At 62.9% G+C, this 21,946-nt stretch carries 20 protein-coding genes; 12 read left to right on the top strand and 8 right to left on the bottom strand.

Annotation, left to right across the window (positions count from 1 at the left end; genetic code table 11):
- Positions 1–77: 77 nt before the first annotated feature.
- The 5 genes from AB3X94_RS38745 to AB3X94_RS38725 all read left to right on the top strand — a co-directional run bounded on the left by AB3X94_RS38745 (position 78) and on the right by AB3X94_RS38725 (position 4,891).
- Positions 78–227: a hypothetical protein gene (locus AB3X94_RS38745; RefSeq protein WP_176110691.1), complete on the top strand. Its 150-nt coding sequence runs from the start codon at positions 78–80 to the stop codon at positions 225–227.
- A gap of 68 nt (positions 228–295) precedes the next feature.
- A complete protein-coding gene (locus AB3X94_RS38740; RefSeq protein WP_368614290.1) occupies positions 296–2,173 on the top strand; it encodes an extracellular solute-binding protein in 1,878 nt (625 codons plus the stop codon).
- Between the two features lie 16 nt (positions 2,174–2,189).
- Entirely contained in the window at positions 2,190–2,399 is a 210-nt protein-coding gene (locus AB3X94_RS38735) for a hypothetical protein (protein ID WP_176111811.1), read from the top strand.
- Positions 2,400–2,527: 128 nt separating this feature from the next.
- Positions 2,528–4,423: an FAD-binding monooxygenase gene (locus AB3X94_RS38730; RefSeq protein ID WP_368614289.1), complete on the top strand. Its 1,896-nt coding sequence runs from the start codon at positions 2,528–2,530 to the stop codon at positions 4,421–4,423.
- Positions 4,424–4,450: 27 nt separating this feature from the next.
- Positions 4,451–4,891 (top strand): MarR family winged helix-turn-helix transcriptional regulator, encoded by a 441-nt coding sequence (locus tag AB3X94_RS38725; protein WP_013094239.1) that lies wholly within the window; start codon positions 4,451–4,453, stop codon positions 4,889–4,891.
- A 40-nt stretch (positions 4,892–4,931) separates the two neighbouring features.
- On the opposite strand, the gene AB3X94_RS38720 is transcribed toward AB3X94_RS38725, so the two are convergent.
- The 3 genes from AB3X94_RS38720 to AB3X94_RS38710 all read right to left on the bottom strand — a co-directional run bounded on the left by AB3X94_RS38720 (position 4,932) and on the right by AB3X94_RS38710 (position 7,178).
- Complete coding sequence (locus AB3X94_RS38720) at positions 4,932–5,555, bottom strand: c-type cytochrome (RefSeq protein WP_368614288.1); 624 nt, start codon at positions 5,553–5,555, stop codon at positions 4,932–4,934.
- Positions 5,548–6,837, bottom strand: a complete 1,290-nt coding sequence (gene soxC, locus AB3X94_RS38715) for a sulfite dehydrogenase (protein WP_368614287.1) — start codon at positions 6,835–6,837, stop codon at positions 5,548–5,550. Before soxC ends, AB3X94_RS38720 begins: the two co-directional genes overlap by 8 nt.
- Before the next feature lie 140 nt (positions 6,838–6,977).
- Complete coding sequence (locus tag AB3X94_RS38710; RefSeq protein ID WP_176111807.1) at positions 6,978–7,178, bottom strand: hypothetical protein; 201 nt, start codon at positions 7,176–7,178, stop codon at positions 6,978–6,980.
- A gap of 232 nt (positions 7,179–7,410) precedes the next feature.
- Between AB3X94_RS38710 and AB3X94_RS38705 the strand changes: the two genes are divergently transcribed.
- Together AB3X94_RS38705 and AB3X94_RS38700 are read left to right on the top strand one after the other, a co-directional pair.
- Positions 7,411–8,238: a MetQ/NlpA family ABC transporter substrate-binding protein gene (locus tag AB3X94_RS38705; protein ID WP_176111806.1), complete on the top strand. Its 828-nt coding sequence runs from the start codon at positions 7,411–7,413 to the stop codon at positions 8,236–8,238.
- 104 nt (positions 8,239–8,342) lie between these two features.
- A complete protein-coding gene (locus AB3X94_RS38700) occupies positions 8,343–9,308 on the top strand; it encodes a sulfonate ABC transporter substrate-binding protein (protein WP_176111805.1) in 966 nt (321 codons plus the stop codon).
- Between the two features lie 32 nt (positions 9,309–9,340).
- Here the strand turns inward: AB3X94_RS38700 and AB3X94_RS38695 are convergent, their stop codons facing one another.
- Complete coding sequence (locus AB3X94_RS38695; RefSeq protein WP_368614286.1) at positions 9,341–10,741, bottom strand: MFS transporter; 1,401 nt, start codon at positions 10,739–10,741, stop codon at positions 9,341–9,343.
- 240 nt (positions 10,742–10,981) lie between these two features.
- On the opposite strand from AB3X94_RS38695, the gene AB3X94_RS38690 reads away from it, so the two are divergent.
- The 5 genes from AB3X94_RS38690 to AB3X94_RS38670 all read left to right on the top strand — a co-directional run bounded on the left by AB3X94_RS38690 (position 10,982) and on the right by AB3X94_RS38670 (position 15,539).
- Entirely contained in the window at positions 10,982–11,530 is a 549-nt protein-coding gene (locus AB3X94_RS38690) for a DUF488 family protein (protein ID WP_176366793.1), read from the top strand.
- 45 nt (positions 11,531–11,575) lie between these two features.
- Positions 11,576–12,202, top strand: coding sequence for a uracil-DNA glycosylase family protein (locus AB3X94_RS38685; RefSeq protein WP_368614285.1), 627 nt, complete (start codon positions 11,576–11,578; stop codon positions 12,200–12,202).
- A 387-nt stretch (positions 12,203–12,589) separates the two neighbouring features.
- Entirely contained in the window at positions 12,590–13,699 is a 1,110-nt protein-coding gene (locus AB3X94_RS38680) for a sugar ABC transporter substrate-binding protein (protein ID WP_176111801.1), read from the top strand.
- Positions 13,699–14,709: an ABC transporter permease gene (locus tag AB3X94_RS38675; RefSeq protein WP_176111800.1), complete on the top strand. Its 1,011-nt coding sequence runs from the start codon at positions 13,699–13,701 to the stop codon at positions 14,707–14,709. Before AB3X94_RS38680 ends, AB3X94_RS38675 begins: the two co-directional genes overlap by 1 nt.
- Entirely contained in the window at positions 14,709–15,539 is an 831-nt protein-coding gene (locus AB3X94_RS38670; RefSeq protein ID WP_176111799.1) for an ATP-binding cassette domain-containing protein, read from the top strand. Before AB3X94_RS38675 ends, AB3X94_RS38670 begins: the two co-directional genes overlap by 1 nt.
- Positions 15,540–15,554: 15 nt before the next feature.
- On the opposite strand, the gene AB3X94_RS38665 is transcribed toward AB3X94_RS38670, so the two are convergent.
- The 4 genes from AB3X94_RS38665 to AB3X94_RS38650 form a co-directional block, all read right to left on the bottom strand.
- Positions 15,555–17,711, bottom strand: a complete 2,157-nt coding sequence (locus AB3X94_RS38665; RefSeq protein ID WP_368614284.1) for a TonB-dependent siderophore receptor — start codon at positions 17,709–17,711, stop codon at positions 15,555–15,557.
- Positions 17,712–18,096: 385 nt separating this feature from the next.
- On the bottom strand, positions 18,097–19,245 hold the full coding sequence (locus tag AB3X94_RS38660) for a hypothetical protein (RefSeq protein WP_368614283.1): 1,149 nt from the start codon (positions 19,243–19,245) through the stop codon (positions 18,097–18,099).
- Between the two features lie 33 nt (positions 19,246–19,278).
- Entirely contained in the window at positions 19,279–20,517 is a 1,239-nt protein-coding gene (locus AB3X94_RS38655; RefSeq protein WP_368614282.1) for a lipopolysaccharide biosynthesis protein, read from the bottom strand.
- A 67-nt stretch (positions 20,518–20,584) separates the two neighbouring features.
- Positions 20,585–21,946: polysaccharide biosynthesis tyrosine autokinase (locus AB3X94_RS38650; RefSeq protein WP_368614281.1), on the bottom strand; the 1,362-nt coding region annotated here is incomplete at its 5' end.

The raw sequence follows: 21,946 nt of genomic DNA, 5'->3' as shown, positions 1-21,946 counted from the left end.
CCAATCTCAGCGCCGGCCATGCCCAACCGCGCAGACCTCGCAGACCGACAGTCAAGTGAAGCGTTCAGGCATGGCTAATGCGGACGTATCGCGGCGGCGCGTTCATCGGCGAGCACGGCAGTTGGGACCGCTCGCCGTTGAGCGGTTACGTGGTCTCGTACGTGACGTTCGAGAACGGCAAGCCGGTCGGCGCGCCAAAGGATGTCGTGACGGGCGCGGGCGGCTGACGCGTGCAGCGCGATCGCCTGCCGTGTGGATACACTGGTGCGAATACCGCGACGGCGTGAGGAATTCCATGACGATCCCGACGAACCGCTCGTCCAACAGCTGGCGCTTGCTGCTCGCGCTCGTGCTGAGCGGATCGGCGCTATGGAGTGCCGATCCCGCTTGCGCGGTGTGCGCGATCGCGCAATACGGCGAGCCCAAATATCCCGCCGATTTCAAACACTTCGATTACGTCAATCCCGACGCACCCCGCGACGGCACGCTCGTGCTCGCGAATCCGAACCGGCTGACGAGCTTCGATAAATTCAACCCTTTTACGCTGCGAGGCAATCCCGCACCGGGACTGGGACTGATGTTCGAAAGCCTGACGACCGGCAGCGCCGACGAAGTGGCGAGCGCGTACTGCCTGCTCGCCGACGACATCGACGTCGCCAGGGACGGCCTGTCGACAACCTTCCACATCAATCCGAAAGCGCGCTTCTCGAACGGCGATCCGGTCACCGCAGCGGACGTGAAGTTCTCGTTCGACACGCTGAAAAGTCCGCAGGCGCTGCCGCAGTTCGCGGTGTACTTCGGGCAGATTGCGCGCGCGGTGGTGATCGATCGGCTCACGATTCGCTTCGATTTCAAGGTCGCGACACGCGAAATGCCGCTGCTCGCGGGCGGAATTCCGGTGTTTTCGCACAAGTGGGGCATGCGGCCGGACGGCACGCGCATTCCTTTCGACCAACTCGCGTTCGAGAAGCCGATCGCAAGCGGCGATTATCTGATCGACCGATACGACAACGGCCGAACCATCAGCTACGAGCGCAACCCGAACTACTGGGGTGCGTCGCTGCCGGTCCGCGTGGGTACGCACAACTTCGCGCGCATCGACTACAAGCTGTATGCGGACGCGGTCGCGCAACTCGAAGCGTTCAAGGCGGGCGAGTACGACGTGCTCGTCGAACACACCGCGCAGAGCTGGGTACGGCGCGATATCGGCAAGCGCTTCGACAGCGGCGAGCTGATCAAGCGCGAGTTTCCTCATCACAACGGCGTGGGCATGCAGGGCTTTTTCATCAACCTGCGGCGGCCGCTCTTTCAGGACGTGCGCGTGCGCGAGGCGCTCGATCTCGCGTTCGACTTCGAGTGGCTCAACCGGCAGCTTTTCTACGATCAATACAAGCGCACCGACAGCTTCTTCGTCAACACGGACCTGCAGGCCAGGGGCAAACCCAGCGAAGGCGAACTCGCGATTCTCGAGCCATTGCGCCAGGAACTCGATCCCGCCGTGTTCGGCGAGATGCCGCAACAGCCCAACACCGATCCACCGGGATCGCTGCGCGCCAACCTGATCAAGGCGCGTGAGCTGCTGGCCCAAGCGGGCTGGACGTATCGCGACGGCGCGCTGCGCAACGCGAACGGTCAGCCATTCGTCTTCGAGCTGCTCGGCGACACGGGCGGCGGCGTGTCGATGGAACCGGTCGCCGCTGCGTTCGGCCGCAATCTGCACAAGCTCGGCATCACGATGAACTTTCGCACCGCCGATTTCGCACTGATTCAAAAGCGCATCGACGCGTTCGACTTCGACATGACGACCGTGCGCCTGCCCGACGTGCAGGTGCCGGGCACCGAGCAGCTATCGCGTTTCGGCAGCCAGTACGCGGACGAGCCCGGCTCCGACAATCTCGCCGGCGTGAAGTCGCCGGCCATCGACACGATCCTGCGCAAGGTGCTGGGCGCGCAAACGGATGAGCAGCTCGTCGATGCGACCCACGCGCTCGACCGGGTGTTGATGAACGGCTACTACGTGATCCCGCACTGGTATTCCGCGGTTCATCGCATCGCGTACCGAAACAGCCTCGCCTATCCGGCGATGCTGCCGCTTTACTTCTCCGCCGACGAATGGGTTCTGTCGACGTGGTGGCAGAAGGCGGCTGGACCGAATCTTGCACACCCTCCATGAGTGGAGGACAACGATCATGAGCAGACTACTCTTTGCAATCACCGTATCGGTCGGCCTCGCGGGCTGCGTCGTCGCCCCGCCGCCGCCCAGCTATGGCTATGGGTACGAGCCAGCGCCCGCTTATGGCTATGCGCCCGGCTACTACGTCGCACCGCCGTCCGTGAGCCTCGGCATCGGCATTGGCGGCTACTGGGGTGGCCATGGAGGCCATTGGCACGGCCATTGAATCAGACGATCCAGGAGGGCTCTTCTAAACCAGGGTAAACATCCATCCTCGCACGAAGTACTTCAAAATGGTTGGGGTACGGAGTATATTCGCGTTCAGCAGATATTTACTGAACGGAGGAGGACGTCATGCAATTTCATCTCAACGGTTTCCGGGTCGGCGATCCGACAATCGAGCCAGCCATCGGCAACGCACATGCTGCGCAGATGCCGGAGAAGGTCGACGTGCTGATCGTCGGCAGCGGCCCTGCCGGAGTCGTGCTGGCCGCGCAACTGTCGCAATTCCCGTCGATCAACACGCGCATCGTCGAGCGTCGCGACGGACCGTTGCAGATGGGACAGGCCGATGGCGTAGCGTGCCGTACCGTCGAGATGTTCAATGCGTTCGGCCTCGCGGATCGCCTGCTGCAAGAAGCCTATTGGGTCAATGAAACGGTATTCTGGCGACCCGATGCAAATGACCGCGGCGCGATCAGTCGTACCGGCCGGGTTCAGGATACCGAAACGGGTCTTTCGGAATTTCCGCACGTCATCGTCAATCAGGCGCGTATCCAGGAGTATCTGCTCGACGTGATGCGTCGCTCCGCGCGCCGGATCGAACCGGACTACGGCCTCGAACTGGTCGATGTCCAGCGCGACGATACGAATGAATACCCGGTGCTGGTCACGCTGCGGCGCACCGATCCCGCACGGCTCGACGAGACCGTGACCGTACGCGCGCGGTATGTCGTCGGTTGCGACGGCGCGCGCAGCCGGGTACGCACCGCCATCGGACAAACGCTGCGCGGTGACGCGGCCAACCATGCGTGGGGCGTGATGGATGCGCTGGCCGTTACCGACTTCCCGGACATCCGGCTGAAAGCGGCGATTCAATCCGCGAGCAAGGGCAACCTGCTGATCATTCCGCGCGAAGGCGGATATCTGGTTCGCTTCTATGTCGATCTCGGCGACGTCACCCCGGAGAATCGCGACAACCTCAAGCAGATCACGGTCGATCGCATCATCGAGACGGCGCAAAGCATCCTCCATCCCTATACGCTCGACGTCAAGGAAGTGGCGTGGTTCTCGGTCTACGAGGTCGGTCAGCGTCTCACCGACCGCTTCGACGACGCGATCGCCGCCGACGGCACTTCGCGCGAACCGCGCGTGTTCATCGCGGGCGACGCCTGCCATACGCATAGCGCCAAAGCGGGCCAAGGCATGAACGTGTCGATGCAGGACGGCTTCAATCTCGGCTGGAAGCTCGGCGCGGTGCTGGAAGGCCGTAGCGACGCCGATCTGCTGCGCACGTATTCGAACGAGCGCCAACCCATTGCGCAGGAGCTGATCGATTTCGACAAGGAATGGTCGGCCATGATGGCCGCTCCGCCGAAGGACCCCAACCGGCCCGAAGCAGGCGGTGTCGATCCTGCGGAGCTTCAGGCGTACTTCGTTCGCGCTGGCCGCTACACGGCAGGCGTCGCGACGCGTTACCGGCCGGCCACCCTGACCGGCGAAGCGACGCATCAGGCGCTCGCCAAAGGCTTTGCGATCGGCACGCGCTTTCACTCCTCGCCTGTGGTTCGCCTCGCTGATGCAAAACCGTTCCATCTCGGGCATGCGGCGCAAGCCGACGGCCGTTGGCGTCTGTACGCTTTTGCGGACGCGTCGGGTCGTGCGCTGAATGCGTTGTGCGAGCATCTCGACAAATCGCCGGAATCCGTTTTGCGGCTCTTCACGCCGCAGGACGCCGACGTGGACAGCGTTCTCGATCTGCGCGCGGTGCTGCAACAGCCGCATCGCGAAGTCCGTCTTCAGGACATCCCCGCTCTGCTGCTGCCGCGCAAGGGTCGCCACGGCCTGATCGACTACGAAAAGGCATTTACGTGCGACGCGACGACTGATATCTTCGACGAGCGCGGCATCGATCGCGAACAAGGTGCACTCGTGGTGGTACGTCCCGACCAATACGTGGCCCATGTTCTCCCATTGAATGCGTACGCGGAGTTGAACGCCTTCTTCCGGCCCATCTTTCGCGCGCGTTAAGCCATAACCAAATCCGACACTCCGAAATTGCCGATCAAACCTGAAGACGCCGGCGCGCTCCCAAAATTTACTGGCAGTCTGGTGCGCCGTGCCCAACAGCGCCATGCAGCGGTCTGGCTGAGCGAGGTTTCCGCGGAGATCACGAGCGTGCAGTACGCGGCGCTCGAAGTCTTGCACGAGACGCCTGGCGTCAGTCAGCGGCAACTCGGAGACAAGCTCGATGTGGATCGTTCGACGATCGCCGATCTCGTTGCACGCATGGTGCGCAATGGCCAGATCGAGCGCGCCGATGATCCTGTCGACAAGCGCAGTTATGTGCTGTATCTCACCGCTGCGGGTAAGAAGCAGCTTGCGGCCTTGCGTCCGCGCGTCGAGCAGGTCGAGCGCATTCTCACTGAACGGCTGACGGCAAGCGAATTGGCGCAGTTGCGCCGCTTGCTTGCGGCGCTGTTGCCGCCGCAGGCTTAATTCCCTTACTGCTCCAATAAGCCCGCCGGCCGAACGCCTGTCACAGCTTGCCCGGCCGAGGGTCGGGCACGAAGCCATCCCGGTTCGGCATGCGGATAGCGGCGAGCGAATGCGCGTCGAGACGCGCATCATCCGGCACGATGCCGTTGCGGTTCAAGATCCACGCGCTGAGGGCATACACCTCGTCCGCGCTCAGCGACTGCGGCGCGTTATACGGCATCGCCCGGTTTATATAGTCGAATAGCGTCGTCGCATACGGCCAGAAGCTGCCAACGGTGCGTTTCGGACTCGCGGTCGCGAGCGTGCCCGCCCCACCGATCAGCTGATCGCCGATCAGCCCCTCGCCTTTCGCGCCATGACAGGCCGCGCATTTCGCCGCGAAAATTCGGCCACCCGTTGCGACGTCGCCGCTGCCGTCGGGCAAGCCGTGGCCGTTCGGTGCGACATCGATATTCCATGCGCTCAGATCGGCTTCGCTGACAGGCTTGCCGATCGCGTCGACGGATGAACGCCAGCGCGCTTGAGCGGCGGCAGCGGACTGCGCGTCGCGCGTTGCATCGAATGAAGACGAACAGCCAGCGAGCAGACTGCTAGCCGTGCCCCATGCCAGCAGAGCGCGCATCGTTTTCGATTTCGAAGCACCGAACCGCAGATGCTCACGCATTTTTAACGCTCCCATCGGCTTCGATGCGCCACTGCTGAATGCCGTTGTAGTGATAGTTCGAGTTCAGACCACGTGCCGCGACGAGCGCCTCGCGCGTCGGTTGAACGTAGCCGGTAGAATCCGTCGCGCGCGACAGAATGGCGGTCGGCGCACCGTTCCACACGAAGCCGGCCTGGAAGCGGGTCAACGCGCGATCGCGCGCGGGCTCGTCGAGCACTGCGGCCTGCCAGGTCGCTCCACTGTCGGTCGATACCTCGACCTTGCGAATCGCTCCCCGTCCTGACCACGCGAGCCCGACGATCGGATAGAAGCCCTGCGCGGTCAGACGCTGTCCGGCGGAAGGCCGCGTGATCACCGACTTCGCGTCCATCTCGAACACGAATTGACGCGCGCGGCCGTCGGGCAGGATGCCCGTGTATTTCGACGTCTCTTCGCGCGTCTGCAACGGCGCATCGACGACTTTCAGCCGCCGCAGCCATTTCACGTTGGTATTGCCCTCGAAGCCCGGCACCAACAGACGCAGCGGATAGCCGTTCTCCGGCCGCAGGCGTTCGCCGTTTTGCGCATAGACGACGAGCGCACGGTCGAGAATCCGGTCGAGCGGCAAACTGCGTGTCATCGCGGCGGCGTCCGCGCCTTCGGCGAGCAGCCATTGCGCCGTTGCGCCGTCGCTGGTCAGCGTGCGTCCACCGACGGCTTCGAGCAGCGTCGACAGCCTGACGCCGGTCCACTCGCAGCACGACAGCAGTCCATGCGTGATCTGCACAGGGAGCCCGCTCGGTCCTTTCCATTCGCTCGCCGTGTTGCCCGAACACTCGAGAAAATGAATGCGCGACTCCGAAGGCAAGCGCAGCAGATCGTCCATCGTGAAGAGCTTCGGCTCGCGCACGAGACCATGAATCACGAGTCGGTGCGTGTCTGGATCGATATCGGGCACCCCGGCATGATGCCGCTCATAGACGAGCCCATTCGGCGTGATCGAGCCATGCAGATCCGCGAGCGGCGTCAGCGACGATGCGGCGCCCGGCATCGGCCACGCCCGCGCGGCACGACGAATCACGTTCGACTCGCGCGGCGACGGCAGCCCGTACGGATGCTCGAGAATCGGCGTGCCGGGAGTTTGTGTCCACGGATCGACGCCCAGCGGCTTCAGCAGCGTCGCCGCCTTCAGGTTCGGCGCGGCCAACGCGGACAGCGCGAGACCGCCCAACAGGCGCCGACGCGGCGACGCGGGTTTCGACGCATCATGCGCGTCGCTAGTGATACGTGGAGGTCGCGACATGCTCGTGCCGGCGAGGCGGCCTGGGTTGATCGACAAGCGCACGAGTATAGGTAGTGTGCGCGCCCCGAACAAAGCCGATTGCGACTAAGGTTATGACGGCCGGCGATATGCCGCGCGCGCACAACTCACCGATGACACCGTCAATCCGGTGCGATTTCCGCGATCACGCTAAACGATTCGAGCGTATAGCCCATATTGAAGTATCCCGCGCGCGCGTAAGTCGCAATGCGCTCGAGGCGCTCAGGATCGTCGCGCGGCTGGTCGCGATGGACCCGCTGCCGGACGGCTTCGAAGGCAGCGGACACGGCCCGGCGATAGAACGATGCGAGATTCAATGACATCGTGCGCCCTCCTGCTGATGGCATGCATCGAATCTAGTCAGCAGCGCGTGCTTGTGCAAACAAGCATTTGTGCAATGCTTTGCGCCGCCGATGCAATGTCGGTCTGGCGGTGCCGACGAAACGGGTTGTCCGCTTACGCTCAACCGCGATAACGATAGCGCTCGATATTATTTGTGCGCTAACGAGCGCCTCTCTACGATCTCCGGACCTTCACTTCGATCGCATTCCAGACATGACCACGACCAAAGCACTCAGGGCCGCACTCCTCTCGGTTCTCGTTACATGCGGCATCGTCAGCGCGCAACCGGCGCTTGCGGCAGGACAAACCGTGCGAGTCGGCATCATGTCCGGCGAGGACGAAGACGTGTGGCGTGCGGTCGCCGCCAATGCGGCCAGGCAGGGCATCACCGTCAAGATCACGACCTTCTCCGACTATACGCAGCCGAACGAAGCGCTCGCCGAACACGACCTCGATGCGAACTCGTTCCAGCACAAGCCCTATCTCGATGCGCAGATCGCCGCGCGCCACTATCAGATCGTGCCCGTCGGCTATACCTACGTGCAGCCGATCGGTCTCTACTCGCGCAAGGTGAAATCGATCGCGGCGCTGCCGCAGAATGCGACGATCGGCGTGCCGAACGATCCGAGCAACGAAGGCCGAGCGCTGCTTCTGCTGCAGGCGAACGGGCTGATCAAGCTGCGCCCCGACGTCGGCCTGCTGCCGACCGCGCGCGACATCGCGGACAATCCGAAGCATATCCAGATCAAGGAGCTCGACGCGGGCATCGTCGGCCGTGCGATCGGCGACCTCGACGCCGCCGTCGTCAATACCGACTGGGCGATCAAGGCGGGCATCAAGATTCCGCAGGAACGCATCGCGCAGGAGAAGGTACCGGGCAATCCGTATCGCAACTTCATCGCGGTCAACGCGAAAGACGCGAACGCTGCGTGGGTGAAGACGATCGTCGACAGCTACCAGCAGGCCAACGTCGCCTCGGCGATCCTGACCGTCTATCACGGCGCCACGCTGCCCGCATGGGATGGCGCGCCCCAGCACTGATCCGACACGCGAATCACGCACGAATCACTCGCGACTCGAGCGGCGGCGCTTCGGCCGCCGCGCATCCTGCCTTCTTCATTGCCCTCCCGATCGTATTGCCCGTCATGTCAATTACCAGAACGCTTCACGACCGCCGCACCTTCCTGAAACTTTCGCTCGGCGCCGCGGCGGCCGCGGCAGCGCCGCTTTCGTTCGCGCAAGGCAATGCGCGTACGCTGCGCGTCGGCAACCAGAAGGGTTATCTGAATCTGCTGAAGGGCCGCGGTACGCTCGAGAAACGGCTCGCGCCGCTGAACGTATCCGTCACATGGACCGAGTTCGCGGCGGGCCCCGTGCAACTGGAAGCACTGAACGTCGGCTCGATCGATTTCGGCGACGTCGGCGAAGCACCGCCGATCTTCGCGCAGGCCGCCGGCGCACCGTTGGCCTATGTCGCGGCGACCGTCAAGCGGCCGCAGTCGGAAGCGGTGTTGGTACCGCCGCAATCGACGATCCGCTCGGTCGCGGACCTGAAGGGCAAGCGGATCGCGCTCAACAAAGGCAGCAATGTCCACTACTTTCTCGTCAAGCTGCTGAGTCAGCATGGCCTGCAATACGGCGACGTAAAGCTCGTGTTCCTCGCACCCGCCGATGCACGCGCGGCGTTCGAGCGCGGGTCGATCGACGCGTGGGTCATCTGGGATCCGTTCTTCGCCGCGGCGGAGCATTCGCTCGGCGCTCGCGTGATTGCCGATGCGAGCGGCGTAGTCGGCAATCGCGCGTTCTACTTCTCGTCGCAGAGTTATGCGGCGAACAATCCCGACGTGATCCGCATCGTGATCGAAGAGCTCGACAAGGTCGATGAGTGGGGCAAGCAGAACAAGGATCAGCTCGCGGCCGAACTCGCGCAGCTATGGGGTCTGCCCAAGCAGGTCGTAGACGCGGCGGTGCGGCGTCAGCAGTTCGGCACGCAGCCGATTACCCGCGCGATTCTCGGCGAGCAGCAACAGATCGCCGATACGTTCCTCGATCTCGGCCTGATTCCGAAGCACGTCGACGTGCTGAAGGCGGCGCCTTCGAATCTCGCGTAGACGCACCGGCGGCGCAACGACGCCGCCCCCCGTCAACGCTCGGAGACCGGCCGCGTTGGCGTAGCCTGTGATTCCTGCGGGGCGTCGCTGTACTCCGTCATGCGCCGCGCCGAACTCACGCCGGCCGCGACCAACGCGAGCGCCGCGCCGATGCCGGCAATCAGCGTCAGGTGCCGGCCGTGCACGAGCCCGAACACGATCGACACCACCACCGCGCCGCTCGACTGGCCGAGCAGACGTCCCATCGCTTGCAGGCCGGACGCGCCGCCGCTGCGATGCCGCGGCGCACTGCCGATGATTACGCGATTGTTCGGCGACTGAAAGATGCCGAAGCCGAGGCCGCAGACCGCGAGCCGCCACACGATGTCGAAACGCGTCGCCGTGTCGCCGAGCTGGCAGAGCATCGCGAGTCCGCAGCCGAACACGACAAGCCCGACGCTGCTGATGCGTCCCGGAGCCCACCGGTCGGACAGCCGGCCTGCAACCGGCGCGATCAACGCGGTCACGAGCGGCCACGGTGTCATCAGAAAGCCGGTTTGGGTTTCCGACAGCTTCAGCGTCTGCTCGAAATAGAACGGCAGCACGATGTACGCCATCGTCTGTGCCGCGAACGAGCAGATCGACGTCGCCATCGACAATGAAAACACCGGCATGCGCAGCAGGTCGATGGGAAGCATCGGCTTCGCGAGCCGGCTTTCGCGCCGCACGAACAGCACACCGGCCACAAGTGCGAGCGCGACCATCGCGGCGCCGCGCTGCGTCGCCCCCGGCTGCTTGAAAGCGGCGAGACCCGAGATCAGCAGGCCGAAGGTGAGCGCGTTGAGCAGGACGCTCAGGCCGCTCAGGCGAGCGCCCGATTTCGGTGTCACCGGCAAAGTGCGCGCGCCGATCGACAGCGCCAGCACGCCGAGTGGCACGTTGACGAGGAACAGCCACTGCCAGTGCGCGACCGACAGAATCGCCGACGCGATGCTCGGCCCCGCCGCCGACGAAACGGCCACCACCAGCGACGATAAACCGACGCCGACGCCAAGCCGTGCCTTCGGAAAAACGAAGCGCACCAGCGCGATACTCACGCTCATGATGCCGCCCGCGCCGAAGCCCTGAAACACGCGCGCGACCGCCAGCACCAGCAGCGTGTGCGCATTCGCGCAGGCGAACGACGCCAGCGTGAAGAGCACGAGTCCGTAGCAGTAGACACGCTTGTAGCCGAGGCCGTCGCCGAGCACCGCGAGCGGCAGCAAGGACACCGTGACCGCCAGCTGATACGCGTTGACGACCCAGATCGCATTCGCCGGCGATACCGCCAGGTCGTTGCTGATGGTGGGCAGCGCGACGTTGACGATCGAGGTGTCGAGCACCGACATCGTCATCGCGATGGCGATCGCGAGGTACGCAAACGCGCGTTGGGGATTGGGCAGGCCGTCGGTCATGGTGCAAGCGGGTCGAAAGAAAATACGCGGGCGATGGCGTGCCGCGCGGCGGCCATCGCGGGTGCATTGTTGCAACTCTGACTCGCGGGAGCAAGATTGCACCGGATACCGGGATGATGGCCACCCGGCTCGTCAGGCATGGCACGTGCGGCGCCTGAATCGGGACGCAGTTGACCTTACTGCGCCATAGGTTGTAACCGTGTAGGAATCGTCGCCGTGATCGACATCGGCGAGGCACGCATGAAAACAAAGCGCCCTTTTTACACGATCGGCCATTCGACGCGTCCGTTGCAGGAATTCGTCGACTTGCTGAAAGGCGAGCAGATCGCCTTGCTGGTGGACGTGCGCAGCATCCCGCGCTCGCGGACCAACCCGCAGTTCAATCGGGACACGCTGCCCGCCTCGCTCGCAGCGGAGCATATCGACTACGTGCATCTCGCCGCACTCGGCGGACGCCGCAGCAGGCGCAAAGACGACGCGCCGTCGCCGAATGCGTACTGGACGCATCCGGCCTTTCGCAACTATGCCGACTATGCAATGAGCGACGCGTTCCGCGAGGGACTGGCGCAACTGCTGAGGCTCGGTCATCGGCAGCGCTGCGCGATCATGTGCTCGGAAGCGGTCTGGTGGCGTTGCCACCGGCGTATCATTACGGACTATCTGCTGATGCACGATGAAACCGTGCTGCACATCATGGACGCGCATCACACGAACGCCGCCACGCTGACGCCTGGCGCCGAGCCCCAGGCCGACGGCACGCTGATCTATCCGGCTGAGGCGCAGAACTGAGCCGACTCACGACACGACTGCACGCCAGTCACCCCGCACCGCTTTATGGCCGTTACCACCAAACGTACCTCGAAACACGACACGTCGCTCGACACGCTGCTTCACGATATCCGCGCCTGCACGCTGTGCGCACCCATGCTGCCGCACGCGCCCCGACCCGTGCTTGCGGCGTCCGCGAGCGCGCGTATTCTGGTCATCGGGCAAGCGCCGGGCGCGCGCGTGCATGCGTCCGGGGTGCCCTGGAGCGACGCGAGCGGCGCGCGCCTGCGCACGTGGCTCGGCGTCGACGACACGACCTTCTACGACGCGTCCAGATTCGCCAGCGTGCCGATGGGCTTCTGTTTTCCGGGCCGCGGCGCGAGCGGCGACCTGCCGCCTCGTCCCGAGTGCGCGAGCCGATGGCATGGCCAATTGCTCGCGCGGATGCGTTCGGTGAAATTGACGCTGCTGATCGGACAATACGCGCAGCGCTTTGGCCTCGGCGACGCGTTTGGCCCGACCTCGACCGATACGCTCGTCAGGTGGGCCGAGTTTGGACCCCATGTGATGCCGCTGCCGCATCCGTCGCCGCGCAATGTCGCGTGGTTCAAGCGCAATCCGTGGTTCGAAAGCGAAGTGTTGCCGACGTTGCGTGCGCATGTGGCGACGGTGTTGGCGGGCGAAACGCTTTGAGCGCCGCGCACCACGAAGCGGCGGCCGCGTCCGCGTCCTGTGTGCTGCGGTGCGCCACCCGGTGCCGCGCCGCGCTTTCGCCAGTCCGCCGACAGCGGCGCAGACCATCCATTGCACCCCGTCGGGCGCCACTATCCACACCTTCGTAACCCCGCCGTCCCACTCTTCGGAATGGTGCGGGTATACATGGATTAGGCGGTGCAACCGCACTGCACTAACATTTTTGCGGTACCGCACGGCGCGTATCGAGCGCCTCGAATCGGGGTTGCACGTCGCCACGCCAAAGTCTCGCGCTGCCCAGCGCACTCCCGGTGCCTTCCAGCATCTGCACACGATCGACGCAACGTCGAGCGCATCGACCAACGAAGAGAAGAATCGGAGGATGAGATGGCACAGCAACGGGATGACAACCAGCAACAAGGCAACAACTCTTTCAATCCGACTCGGCGCGGGCTGATGCAGGGCGCCGGACTCGGCGCGGCGCTTTCGCTGATGGGTGCGCTAGGCGGCGCGGGCGGGCTGATCGGCAGCGCGCAAGCAGCGGAGTCGGCGTTTCCGTCGCACAAGAAGTGGAAGATCGTGTTCGTCAATCACGTCACCACCAACCCGTTCTTCGTGCCGACGCAATACGGCATTCAGGATGCCTGCTCGCTGCTCAACATGGATTATCAGTGGACCGGCTCGGCCACCTCCGACGCCGGCGAAATGGTCCGCGCCGTGAATTCGGCGATCGCGGCGAAGGCCGACGCCATCGCGGTGCCGATCGTCGATCCGAGCGCTTTCGACAAGCCAATCCAGGCTGCGCTCGACGCCGGCATTCCGGTGTTCGCCTATAACGCCGACGCGCCGCGCGGCAAGAAGAATCCGCGCCTCGCGTATATCGGTCAGGATTTGTATCTGTCCGGCTACCAGATGGGCGAGCGCATCGTGAGCCTGATCGACAGCGGCATGGTCGCGCTGTTCATTGCGACGCCGGGGCAGCTCAACATCCAGCCGCGCATGGACGGGGCGAGCGACGCGATCAAGAAGTCCGGCAAGAAGATCGACATCCAGACCGTGGCCACGGGCGCGACCGTCAACGAGGAACTGTCGAAGATCAAGGCGTTCTATCTGGGACACCAGGACCTGAAGGGCATGTTCGCCGTGGATGCGGGCAGCACGCAGGGCGTCGCGCAGGTGATGAAGGAATCGAACCTGCCCGCGAAGGGCGTGCACGGCGGCGGCTTCGACCTGCTGCCGACCACGATCCAGCTGATCCACGAAGGCTACCTCGACTTCACCATCGACCAGCAGCCGTACGTTCAAGGTTTCTATACGGTGATGCAGGCGTTCGTGTTCCTCAGCTCGGGCGGCCTCGTCGGGCCGGCCGAAATCAACACCGGCCTGAAGTTCGTGACCAAGGAGAACGTCGAGCCGTACCTCAATACCTCGACGCGCTTCGAAGGCAAGACCGATAAGCAGCAAATCGTCCCGCGGTCCGGCGCAATCAAGTCCTGATGAATACAGTGAACGAAACCAGCAACACAGAAGCAGTCCGCGCGCCCCGGCGCGCGGGCGTTTCATTCGCGTCTCAATGGGCGGCCGAGCTGCGCATCCTGCTCGTGGCCGTGCTGCTGGCCGCCTACTTCGAATTCGCGAACCACGATTTCCTGCTCACCAACGCGAGCCTCGTCAACCTGTCGCAGTTCATCGCGCCGGTGGCGATCATCGCGTTCGGCGAAATCATGTTGATGATCGGCGGCGACATCGATCTGTCGGCGGGCATGGTGTTCGCGTTCGCGCCATTCATGATGGTGTTCGCGAATGACGCGGGCGCGCCGATGTGGCTCGCCGTGATCGCGGGGCTCGTGGCGGCGGGCGCGGTCGGCTTCGTGAACGGAGCGGTGACGGTGTGGCTGCGGCTGCCCTCGTTCGTCACGACGCTCGGTACGCTCTTTCTGATCAACGGCATCACGCTCACGATCTCGCGCGGCACGCCCGCCCCCACGCCCGGCTCTCCCGCGTTCGCCGCGGTCATGGGCGCGTGGGGCTACAGCGAGATCATCTGGACCCTCGTGATCGCGTTCGCGATGCACGTGCTGTTGCGGCATACACGCTGGGGCCTGCACACGCAGGCCGCGGGTGCGAATCCGCTCGGCGCGAGCGAGGCCGGCATTCATGTGAAGCGGCTGCGCCTCGGCAACTTCGTCCTCGCCGCGGTGCTGGCGGGCTTCACCGGCATGCTCGAAGCCTTTCGCATTACCTCGATCGACCCGCAGGCGGGCGGCAACCAGATCATGTTCCTTGCGGTGGCCGCCGCCGTGATCGGCGGCACCCCGCTGACGGGCGGCTCGGGCACCATCGTGGGCGGCCTCATCGGCGCGGCGGTACTCGGCATTCTCAACGACGGCTTTACGCTGATCGGCATCAACGCGTTTACGTTCAACATCATTCTTGGCGCCGCGATTCTGGCGGCGATGATCTTCAACATCCACGTTGGGCGCATTCGCCGCAAGGGTGGACGCTGATGGACCAATCGCAAACTTCCTCGGCGGGCGCGAACGCCACCTCCGCTGCGCTCGGCGGCGCGAACACGCCGCTCGCGTTGCAAGGCGACAACCTCGTCAAACGCTTCGGCGCGGTGACGGCGCTCGACGGCGTCTCGCTCACGCTCGGCAAGGGCGAGATACTCGGCATCCTCGGCGACAACGGCGCGGGCAAGTCCACGCTCGTGAAGATCCTCACGGGCTTTCATCAGCAAACGAGCGGCACGCTCCACATCGACGGCGAGGAGACGCTGTTGCGCTCGGTCGATCATGCGCGCTCGCTCGGCATCGAATGCGTGTATCAGGATCTCGCGCTCGCGAATTCGCTGAGCATCTACCACAACATGTTCCTGAATCGCGAAATCGTGCGGCGCGGGCCGTTCAGGCTGCTGGATCACAAGCAGATGCGCGAGCGCGCGGCGCAGTGTCTCGACGATATCGGCGTGCACGTGCCTTCGGTGGATTTGCCCGTGGAACGTCTGTCGGGCGGCCAGCGCCAGGCGATCGCCGTGGCGCGCGCGGTGCATTCGAACGCGAAGATCCTGTTGCTCGACGAGCCGCTCGCCGCGATGGGCGCGCGCGAGGCGGGGCTCATCATCGACCTGCTGATGCGCTTGAAGGAAAAAGGCGGCCTGTCGATCATCATGATCATGCACAACTATGCGCAGACGCTCGATATCGCGGATCGCATCATGTTGATGCAGCGAGGCCGCGTGACCTACGAGCAACAGAGCGCGCTGACTTCGGTGGCGGAACTGATGGACATCGTGCAGCGGGAATACCGGGCCATGCGCGCCGGCGGCGCGCAGTGAGCCCGTTGCTCGGAATCAGAAATCGATCTTCGCGTTCACGCTGACCATGCGCGGATCGCCCGGCGCGATGTAGTCCGTGTACTGGAACATCCAGTAGCGGCGATTCGTGATGTTGTCGATCGCCGCGCGCAGCGTCACGTCGTGCCCACCGATGCGCGTCAAATAGTTCGCGCCGACGTTCACGATCATGTAGCCGCCCGTCTGCAGGTCGCCGGCCGGCCGCACCTTCGTGCTGCTCGTGAACTTCGCGTCCGCGCCGACCTGCAGGCCCGGCACGGCGGGCACGTCATAGGTCACGCGGCCGGAGGTGACGAACAGCGGCGCTCCTGTCACCCGGTTGCCGTTAAAGGCCTGTCCCTTCGCGTACCAGGTGTCGAGCAGCATCAGGTTGCCGGTCACCTGCCAGTTGCGGCCGACGCGCACACTGCCGCCCGCTTCGAGACCCTGGTATATCGAGTTGCCGTCCTGCAGGTAGACATTCTGGCTGTTCGCGTACGCGGCCCCGCGTTCGATGCGGAACAGCGCGGCCGTCGCCGCCCAGCGCTCATGCTCGCTCTTGAAGCCGACCTCGTACTGACGTGAGCGCAGCGGACGCAGCAGCGCGCCGGCATTCGCGTAGATGTCGGCCACCATCGCGCCTTGCTCGAGCGACTCCACGTAGCTCGCGTAAAGCGTGGAGTGCGGCTCGAGCTTGTACATCAGCGCGACGGTCGGCGTCAGCACGCCATTCTGCCCGTACGAAGACGACAGCGAACCGTTGATGTTGTACGACTGCTGATCGTAGTTCGTGTAGCGCAGGCCCGCGAGCAGTGACCAGCGATCCGTCAGCTGGAGCGTGTCGCTCGCGAACAGCGCCTTCTGTGTGATCTCGTTGGCGCGATATTTGTCGAGCCCGGCGCCCGAATAAAAGCGCCACGGGTTTGGCTGATACAGGTTGCCGTTGCCAAGCGTGAAGTAATACGACACGGCGCTGTAGTCGTTCGTCTGGTACTGCCACGACGCGCCGAGCGCCAGTTGATGCGTGAAGATACCGGTCTTCACCGTGCCTTCAAATACGCCCTGCCAGTAGATGTCCTGGTGGCCTTCGTCGCCGTTCCAGCGGCTGTCGGTGTAATCGCCCGCCTGGTTCAGCAGCGTCAGCGTGCTTTCGTTGCGGTCGCGCGAGGACTTGCTGTAGCTCGCCGACGTGTTGAACGACCAGTTCGGCGTGATCTGATACCTGACGCCCGCCGTGTACAACTGCAGGTTCGTATTCAGATGCTGATCGGTGCCGCCGAGCAGGTTGGTGCCGCCGCTGATCGGCGCGGGCAGGCTCGTGCCCGTATATCTGCCCGTGTAGATCGCGGGCGTCTGGCCGCTCGAGCGGCTTTGCTGATAGATCGCGTCGAAGTAGACGTCGAGGTAGCGCGTGAGGCGGCCGTCGAGCGACACCGCCAGCGAATTGCGATTGATGTCACCCGCGTTGTAGGTCTTGCCGGCCTCGTGCGTGTAGTTGATGCGCGCGCCGAACCTGTCGTCCGGACCGAAGCGCCGGCTCAGATCGACGTGCTGGCTGAACACGCTGTCCATCCGGTAGCCGGCCGACACGCTCGTCACCGGCTGATCCGCCGGCGTCTTCGTCACGTAGTTGACGACCCCGCCCGGTTGCACGAAGCCGTACATGAAACCGCCAAGGCCCTTCAGCAGTTCGACGCGTTCGAGGTTTTCATATGGCATCGTGATGCCGTACGAGATGAACGGATTTCCGTTGATGCGAAAGCCGTTCTGCCAATCGATCGGCAGGCCGCGAATCGAGATGTACGTGGCCCACGCGCTGTACGCATTAGTGCTGTCGGTGACCGATGCATCGACCGCGAATACGCCGCCGAGCTTGTTCGCCTGACGGTCGGCGAGCTCCTCGCCAGTCACGACGGTGGTCGAGAACGGCGTGTCGAGCTGCGAACGCGTACCCAGCGCACCGACCGACACGGGCGTGCGCAAGTGCATCGGCGAATCCGTCTGGGCGGCCGCGTTGACGTTGACGGCCGGTAGCGCCTGCTCGCCGCCGCTAGAGGCCTGCGCCGTGGCAGCTGGGCTACTGGCTGGCGCCGCGGCTTCTTCCCCGCCGGAGGCGCTTTGCGCGAAAGCGGATTGCGCGGCGCCGGCAAAGACCAGCCAAACCACGATCTGCATGTGACGATGGACTGCGAGCCTTGTTGGACGTGTGGTCTTTTGATTCTTCATGTCTACCAGCGAGCAAGCGCCTCCGTCTGTTGTAAATGCGATTGATTCGCATTCATGAGGCGCGATGGTAGCAAAGGCTTTTGCCTTTTGAAAGCATTACGGTGGGATTCGAATCGCTTTCGGTGTGACGGCGCCACAGAAGTGGCGCCCCGCATGGGATGCGCGGCTCTAACGGGTGTGGGTCGGTGAAGCCCCACGGAAGGGAGGGTTTCTTTCTGGGAACCTATCGCAGTCGACGAGGCCGGCGAGCGTTCCGACGGAATCCGCTGCGCCGGCCGTGCACAGCTGGCGGCAATCGCTTCACCAACGGCACACAGCGGCCCGTTATAGCGAATCAGGAAGCGCTGCGATGCCTCGACAACGTGGACCGGTGCTGAGTGTCGTCGTTCACTAGCGCGGCACTCTGAGCCGATACAGTCAAGTGTCCTTCCAATGAGAGCCGCAGGACGAGAAGCATGATCAACGGCGACACCGGCGAAAGATGTCGCAGGAATGATCCGTAGTCCGGCTCGAAAATAGCTTGCGTTGACAGGAAACTGACCAGAAAACAGAAACACAGCGTCTCGAATCGGCCCACCGGAAATAGTGTCGCAGCGGCGCGATATCGGAAGAACACAGCCGCAAAAGTGAAAAACACGCCAATGCCGCCCAGCATTTGCAGCGGAGAACCCGACGTGATCAACCGCAACGGCAACACGAAAGTCGCCAGCGTGATGGCCACGTTCGCCACGCCAACGAACATACTGCTGCCCGGAATGAACTGTACGATCATCGACCCCACTTCCTCGGGGTCCCGCCACTCATTGGCATTCTGCCTCGCGAAATCCAGTGATTCGCCATAGGCCTTCTGGAACACGAAGGCCACAATCACAAACATGGCCAGTGCGAAAAGGATCAATGAAATCGGCTTTCTGAAGCCGTTTGGCGCCAAATAAAGAAACACCGTCGCGGCCAGTGTAATAGCCCAGTACGATCTGAAGTACACAGCCACCAGAGTCGCCAGGACTACAAACAAAGCCAATATCGCGCGCGATGAGTTGTAAAACAGCAACAAGAGAACCACGATCGAAATAACCACTTCTTTTGACGGAACGCCGATGTAGACAGTCTGATTGACGAGCCAGAAGGCGACCAGAACGAACTCGATCGGCTTCAGCGAAGTGACACCAGACCTCCAGATGGCGAAAAGCATGCCGATAGTCGACGCGAGAAAGCCCATCAAGGAAATAGAGAAATTCTGGAGACCGAAAAAGTTGAAAAACCACGCGAGATTGTCGAATGAGTCGCCAAACGCCTTGAAAGCCGTGACGGTCTTCATCCGGTCGAAGATCACCAGTTCGTCAAACAGAAACCGCGCCGGCAACGTGCTATCGTGAAACGCGGAGATCGCATACAGCGCGATGAATAGAATGAACCAGACCGCCGCCGACACGCCTGGACTCGCATTCCTGCCGATGATGCCGGGGAGTTTTACAATGCGCATTCTTTTTCCCTGAACGATTGAGCGACTCGCCTGTCACGGCGCTTCAAAGCTAGGTTGTCGATTCGGATAGGCGTCCGGCCCCTTGCCGATCTTGAGCGCCCGGTAAGTACCCATGCTTGCCACAAGCGTTCCACAGACACTGAGCAGAACAAGCGATTGGATGAAACCGACGCCGAGGAAATGAGCCGTCGCAAAGATCAGGAAAATCGATACGGCGTTGACCATTTGAAACATCAAGTCGATCTTCAGCCGGTTCGCAACAATGAATACCTGAGCCATCGAGCCATAGATCGCCATCGTGATGAAATAGGGAATAAAGATCAGGTACACCGACATCGACGGTTCCCATTCGTCGCCCATCTTCACGTGGATAACGAGGCTAAGGCCTGCATAGCACGCTGCTACCAGACAAATGCTGATCAACGTCAGCATAGTGAAGAACTGCTTCGATGGATTCACTCCATCTTTTTTGTGGCCGTCGAAATAGTCGATCAGATCACGGCGGAAGACGGCGCCCAAACTTTGCGACAAGAGGGACGCAGGGAAGTAACCCACGCGATACGCCAGCGCGAAGATACCGGCGTCACGATGATCGAAGATCATCGGCATCAGGATCGCGGACGCATAGATCACGAAGGAATTCAGCGTAGTGGTCGGAATGCCAAATTTTGCATACTGGATCTGAAGCGTGGAGAACCTAAGGAAGGACACCGGGATCAACTGGCGGGCCGAATAAAGGCAGATCGCGGCCGGTACAACGGACGAGACCAGAAAAATCCAGCTATAGATGTTGAATACGGTGGTGCCACTGACCTCGCCTTTCGAAAACATCATCATGCAGACAAAGTAGACGGCGAATGCGGCATTGGGAAAGAACCGGATCGTTGCGATCTGCGTGTACTTTCGTTCGGTGGTGAGCGCTCCGCACAATGCCTGTTGCAGGAACACGCCCAGTGCCAAACCGATAACAGGTATGTATTCCGTGTGGCCGGCCGCTGCGGTAGCCACCACGAGTGCCACGCCGATCATGATGGCGACCGCGCTGGAACTCGTCATTGCGCGCACGGCTTGCGCCTTGTCCGCCGCCATGCATGCGACCTCCAGACGCAAGCCGATCACCGACCCGATAAAAAGACCACCTGCCATGAGTTGGCTGAAGTACCCGAGAGCCGTCGGTCCGCAAAACTTCCCGATCAATAGAATCGAAACGAAATTGAGCGCCTGACTCAGCACCACTCCAGCGACACTTACGATCGAATGTTTGATATTCACAATTTATCTACGTCGAAGTCCGGGTGAATTTTTTTCACTCTACACGGCGACGGTGGTCGTCTGAGAGCTAGCCTTTCTGCGTCTTTCCGTTGGCCGGCAATGCGTCGAGATAGGAAGCATTGCGATAGAGGCCGGCGCGCGCACCCAGACTGTAGCGATAGACGTCCGTATCGATCCCGTTGAAGATCACACCCTTCACCCGGGCATTCGCCTGCTTGAGTTGCTTGGTCGCCTCCTGCACCTGCGCAATGGAAGTCGTCTCGAAGCGCGTCACCAGCAGCACGGTGCCGCAGCTATCCGCGAGCGCGGTCGCGTCGGATACGGCCAGCACGGGTGGCGTGTCGATCAGCACGATATCGTAGTCGCTCGTCTTCGCGAGGAACTGCTGCATGCGCTCGCCCACCAGCAGCTCGGCCGGGTTCTCCGGGATCGCGCCGCGCGCAACGAAGTCGAGGCCCGGGCGCACGTCACGCATGATCACCGCCTCGGACGTCACCTCCGACGTCAGATAGTCCGCCAGCCCCGGTGTCGAGTCGAGCCCAAAGTACTGCTCCAGATGGCCTTTGCGCAGGTCCGCGTCGATCAGCAACACCCGCTTGCCGGCCGCCGCGACGACCGCCGCCAGATTCGCGGAGAGGAACGACTTGCCCACCTGTTCGGTCGGCCCCGTCAGCAGCACGCGATTGTCGCCCGACTCCGATTCAAGCATTGCAAAATGCAGCGCGGTTCTGAGCCGGCGCAGGCTTTCAATCGACGGGTCGCGCGGAAACTCGCTCGCCAGCAGAAACTTCCCGTCAGCGGGCAGCTTGGGCGCCTTGCCGATGCGCGCGACTTTCGCCTGCGATAGCGGCACGGTCGCGTACACGTTCAGGCCCGTCTGCTCCTCGATCTCCTGCGCGTCGGTCACGCCCCGATAGAGCGCCGTACGCGCGAACGCCGCACCCGCACCCAGAATCAGGCCGCCCAACGCCGCATAGATGATCACCAGCAGTTTGTTCGGCTTGATCGGGTCTTTCGGCACCACCGGGTTATCGATCAGCCGCGCCGTCCCCACCTTGCCCGCGCGAACCAGCTTCAGCTGTTGCATGTTGTTCAACATGCCGACATAAAGCTCGTTGTTCACGTTCATGTCACGGGTCAGGCGTACCGCATTCTGCTCCAGCTCCGGCAGCGCCTGTTCCTGCTGCGACAGGCTGCCGATTCTGCTGCCCAGCATGCCAATCTGCTGGTCGAGCGCCTGGATCGCCGGGTGACCCGGCGCGTAGATCGCGCTCATTTCCGCGCGCTTCTGCTTCAGTTCCAGCAGGCTGCGCTGCGTGGCCACGCTCTGATCCAGATAGGCCTTGCCCTGCTCACTGAGGTTGAACACGCCCATGCGGTTGCGCATGTCGTTATAGCGCCCCTCGGCGCGCTCCAGGTCGCTCTTGAG

Origin of the sequence: Paraburkholderia sp. BR10923 (genome assembly GCF_040948765.1) — a bacterium.
Lineage (GTDB): Bacteria > Pseudomonadota > Gammaproteobacteria > Burkholderiales > Burkholderiaceae > Paraburkholderia > Paraburkholderia youngii.
Note: the sequence above shows the minus strand (reverse complement) of the source record. Positions and strands in the feature narration are given on the sequence as shown.

Bases quoted from the DNA above. Each gene is read 5' to 3' on its own strand.
- AB3X94_RS38740 (WP_368614290.1), top strand. From the start codon at position 296: ATGACGATCCCGACGAACCGCTCGTCCAACAGCTGGCGCTTGCTGCTC.
- AB3X94_RS38720 (WP_368614288.1), bottom strand. From the start codon at position 5,555: ATGCGTGAGCATCTGCGGTTCGGTGCTTCGAAATCGAAAACGATGCGC.
- AB3X94_RS38660 (WP_368614283.1), bottom strand. From the start codon at position 19,245: ATGCGCATTGTAAAACTCCCCGGCATCATCGGCAGGAATGCGAGTCCA.
- AB3X94_RS38710 (WP_176111807.1), bottom strand. From the start codon at position 7,178: ATGTCATTGAATCTCGCATCGTTCTATCGCCGGGCCGTGTCCGCTGCC.
- AB3X94_RS38690 (WP_176366793.1), top strand. From the start codon at position 10,982: ATGAAAACAAAGCGCCCTTTTTACACGATCGGCCATTCGACGCGTCCG.
- AB3X94_RS38665 (WP_368614284.1), bottom strand. From the start codon at position 17,711: ATGCAGATCGTGGTTTGGCTGGTCTTTGCCGGCGCCGCGCAATCCGCT.
- AB3X94_RS38700 (WP_176111805.1), top strand. From the start codon at position 8,343: ATGTCAATTACCAGAACGCTTCACGACCGCCGCACCTTCCTGAAACTT.
- AB3X94_RS38675 (WP_176111800.1), top strand. From the start codon at position 13,699: ATGAATACAGTGAACGAAACCAGCAACACAGAAGCAGTCCGCGCGCCC.
- AB3X94_RS38680 (WP_176111801.1), top strand. From the start codon at position 12,590: ATGGCACAGCAACGGGATGACAACCAGCAACAAGGCAACAACTCTTTC.
- AB3X94_RS38745 (WP_176110691.1), top strand. From the start codon at position 78: ATGCGGACGTATCGCGGCGGCGCGTTCATCGGCGAGCACGGCAGTTGG.
- AB3X94_RS38735 (WP_176111811.1), top strand. From the start codon at position 2,190: ATGAGCAGACTACTCTTTGCAATCACCGTATCGGTCGGCCTCGCGGGC.
- AB3X94_RS38730 (WP_368614289.1), top strand. From the start codon at position 2,528: ATGCAATTTCATCTCAACGGTTTCCGGGTCGGCGATCCGACAATCGAG.
- soxC (WP_368614287.1), bottom strand. From the start codon at position 6,837: ATGTCGCGACCTCCACGTATCACTAGCGACGCGCATGATGCGTCGAAA.
- AB3X94_RS38695 (WP_368614286.1), bottom strand. From the start codon at position 10,741: ATGACCGACGGCCTGCCCAATCCCCAACGCGCGTTTGCGTACCTCGCG.
- AB3X94_RS38670 (WP_176111799.1), top strand. From the start codon at position 14,709: ATGGACCAATCGCAAACTTCCTCGGCGGGCGCGAACGCCACCTCCGCT.
- AB3X94_RS38705 (WP_176111806.1), top strand. From the start codon at position 7,411: ATGACCACGACCAAAGCACTCAGGGCCGCACTCCTCTCGGTTCTCGTT.
- AB3X94_RS38685 (WP_368614285.1), top strand. From the start codon at position 11,576: ATGGCCGTTACCACCAAACGTACCTCGAAACACGACACGTCGCTCGAC.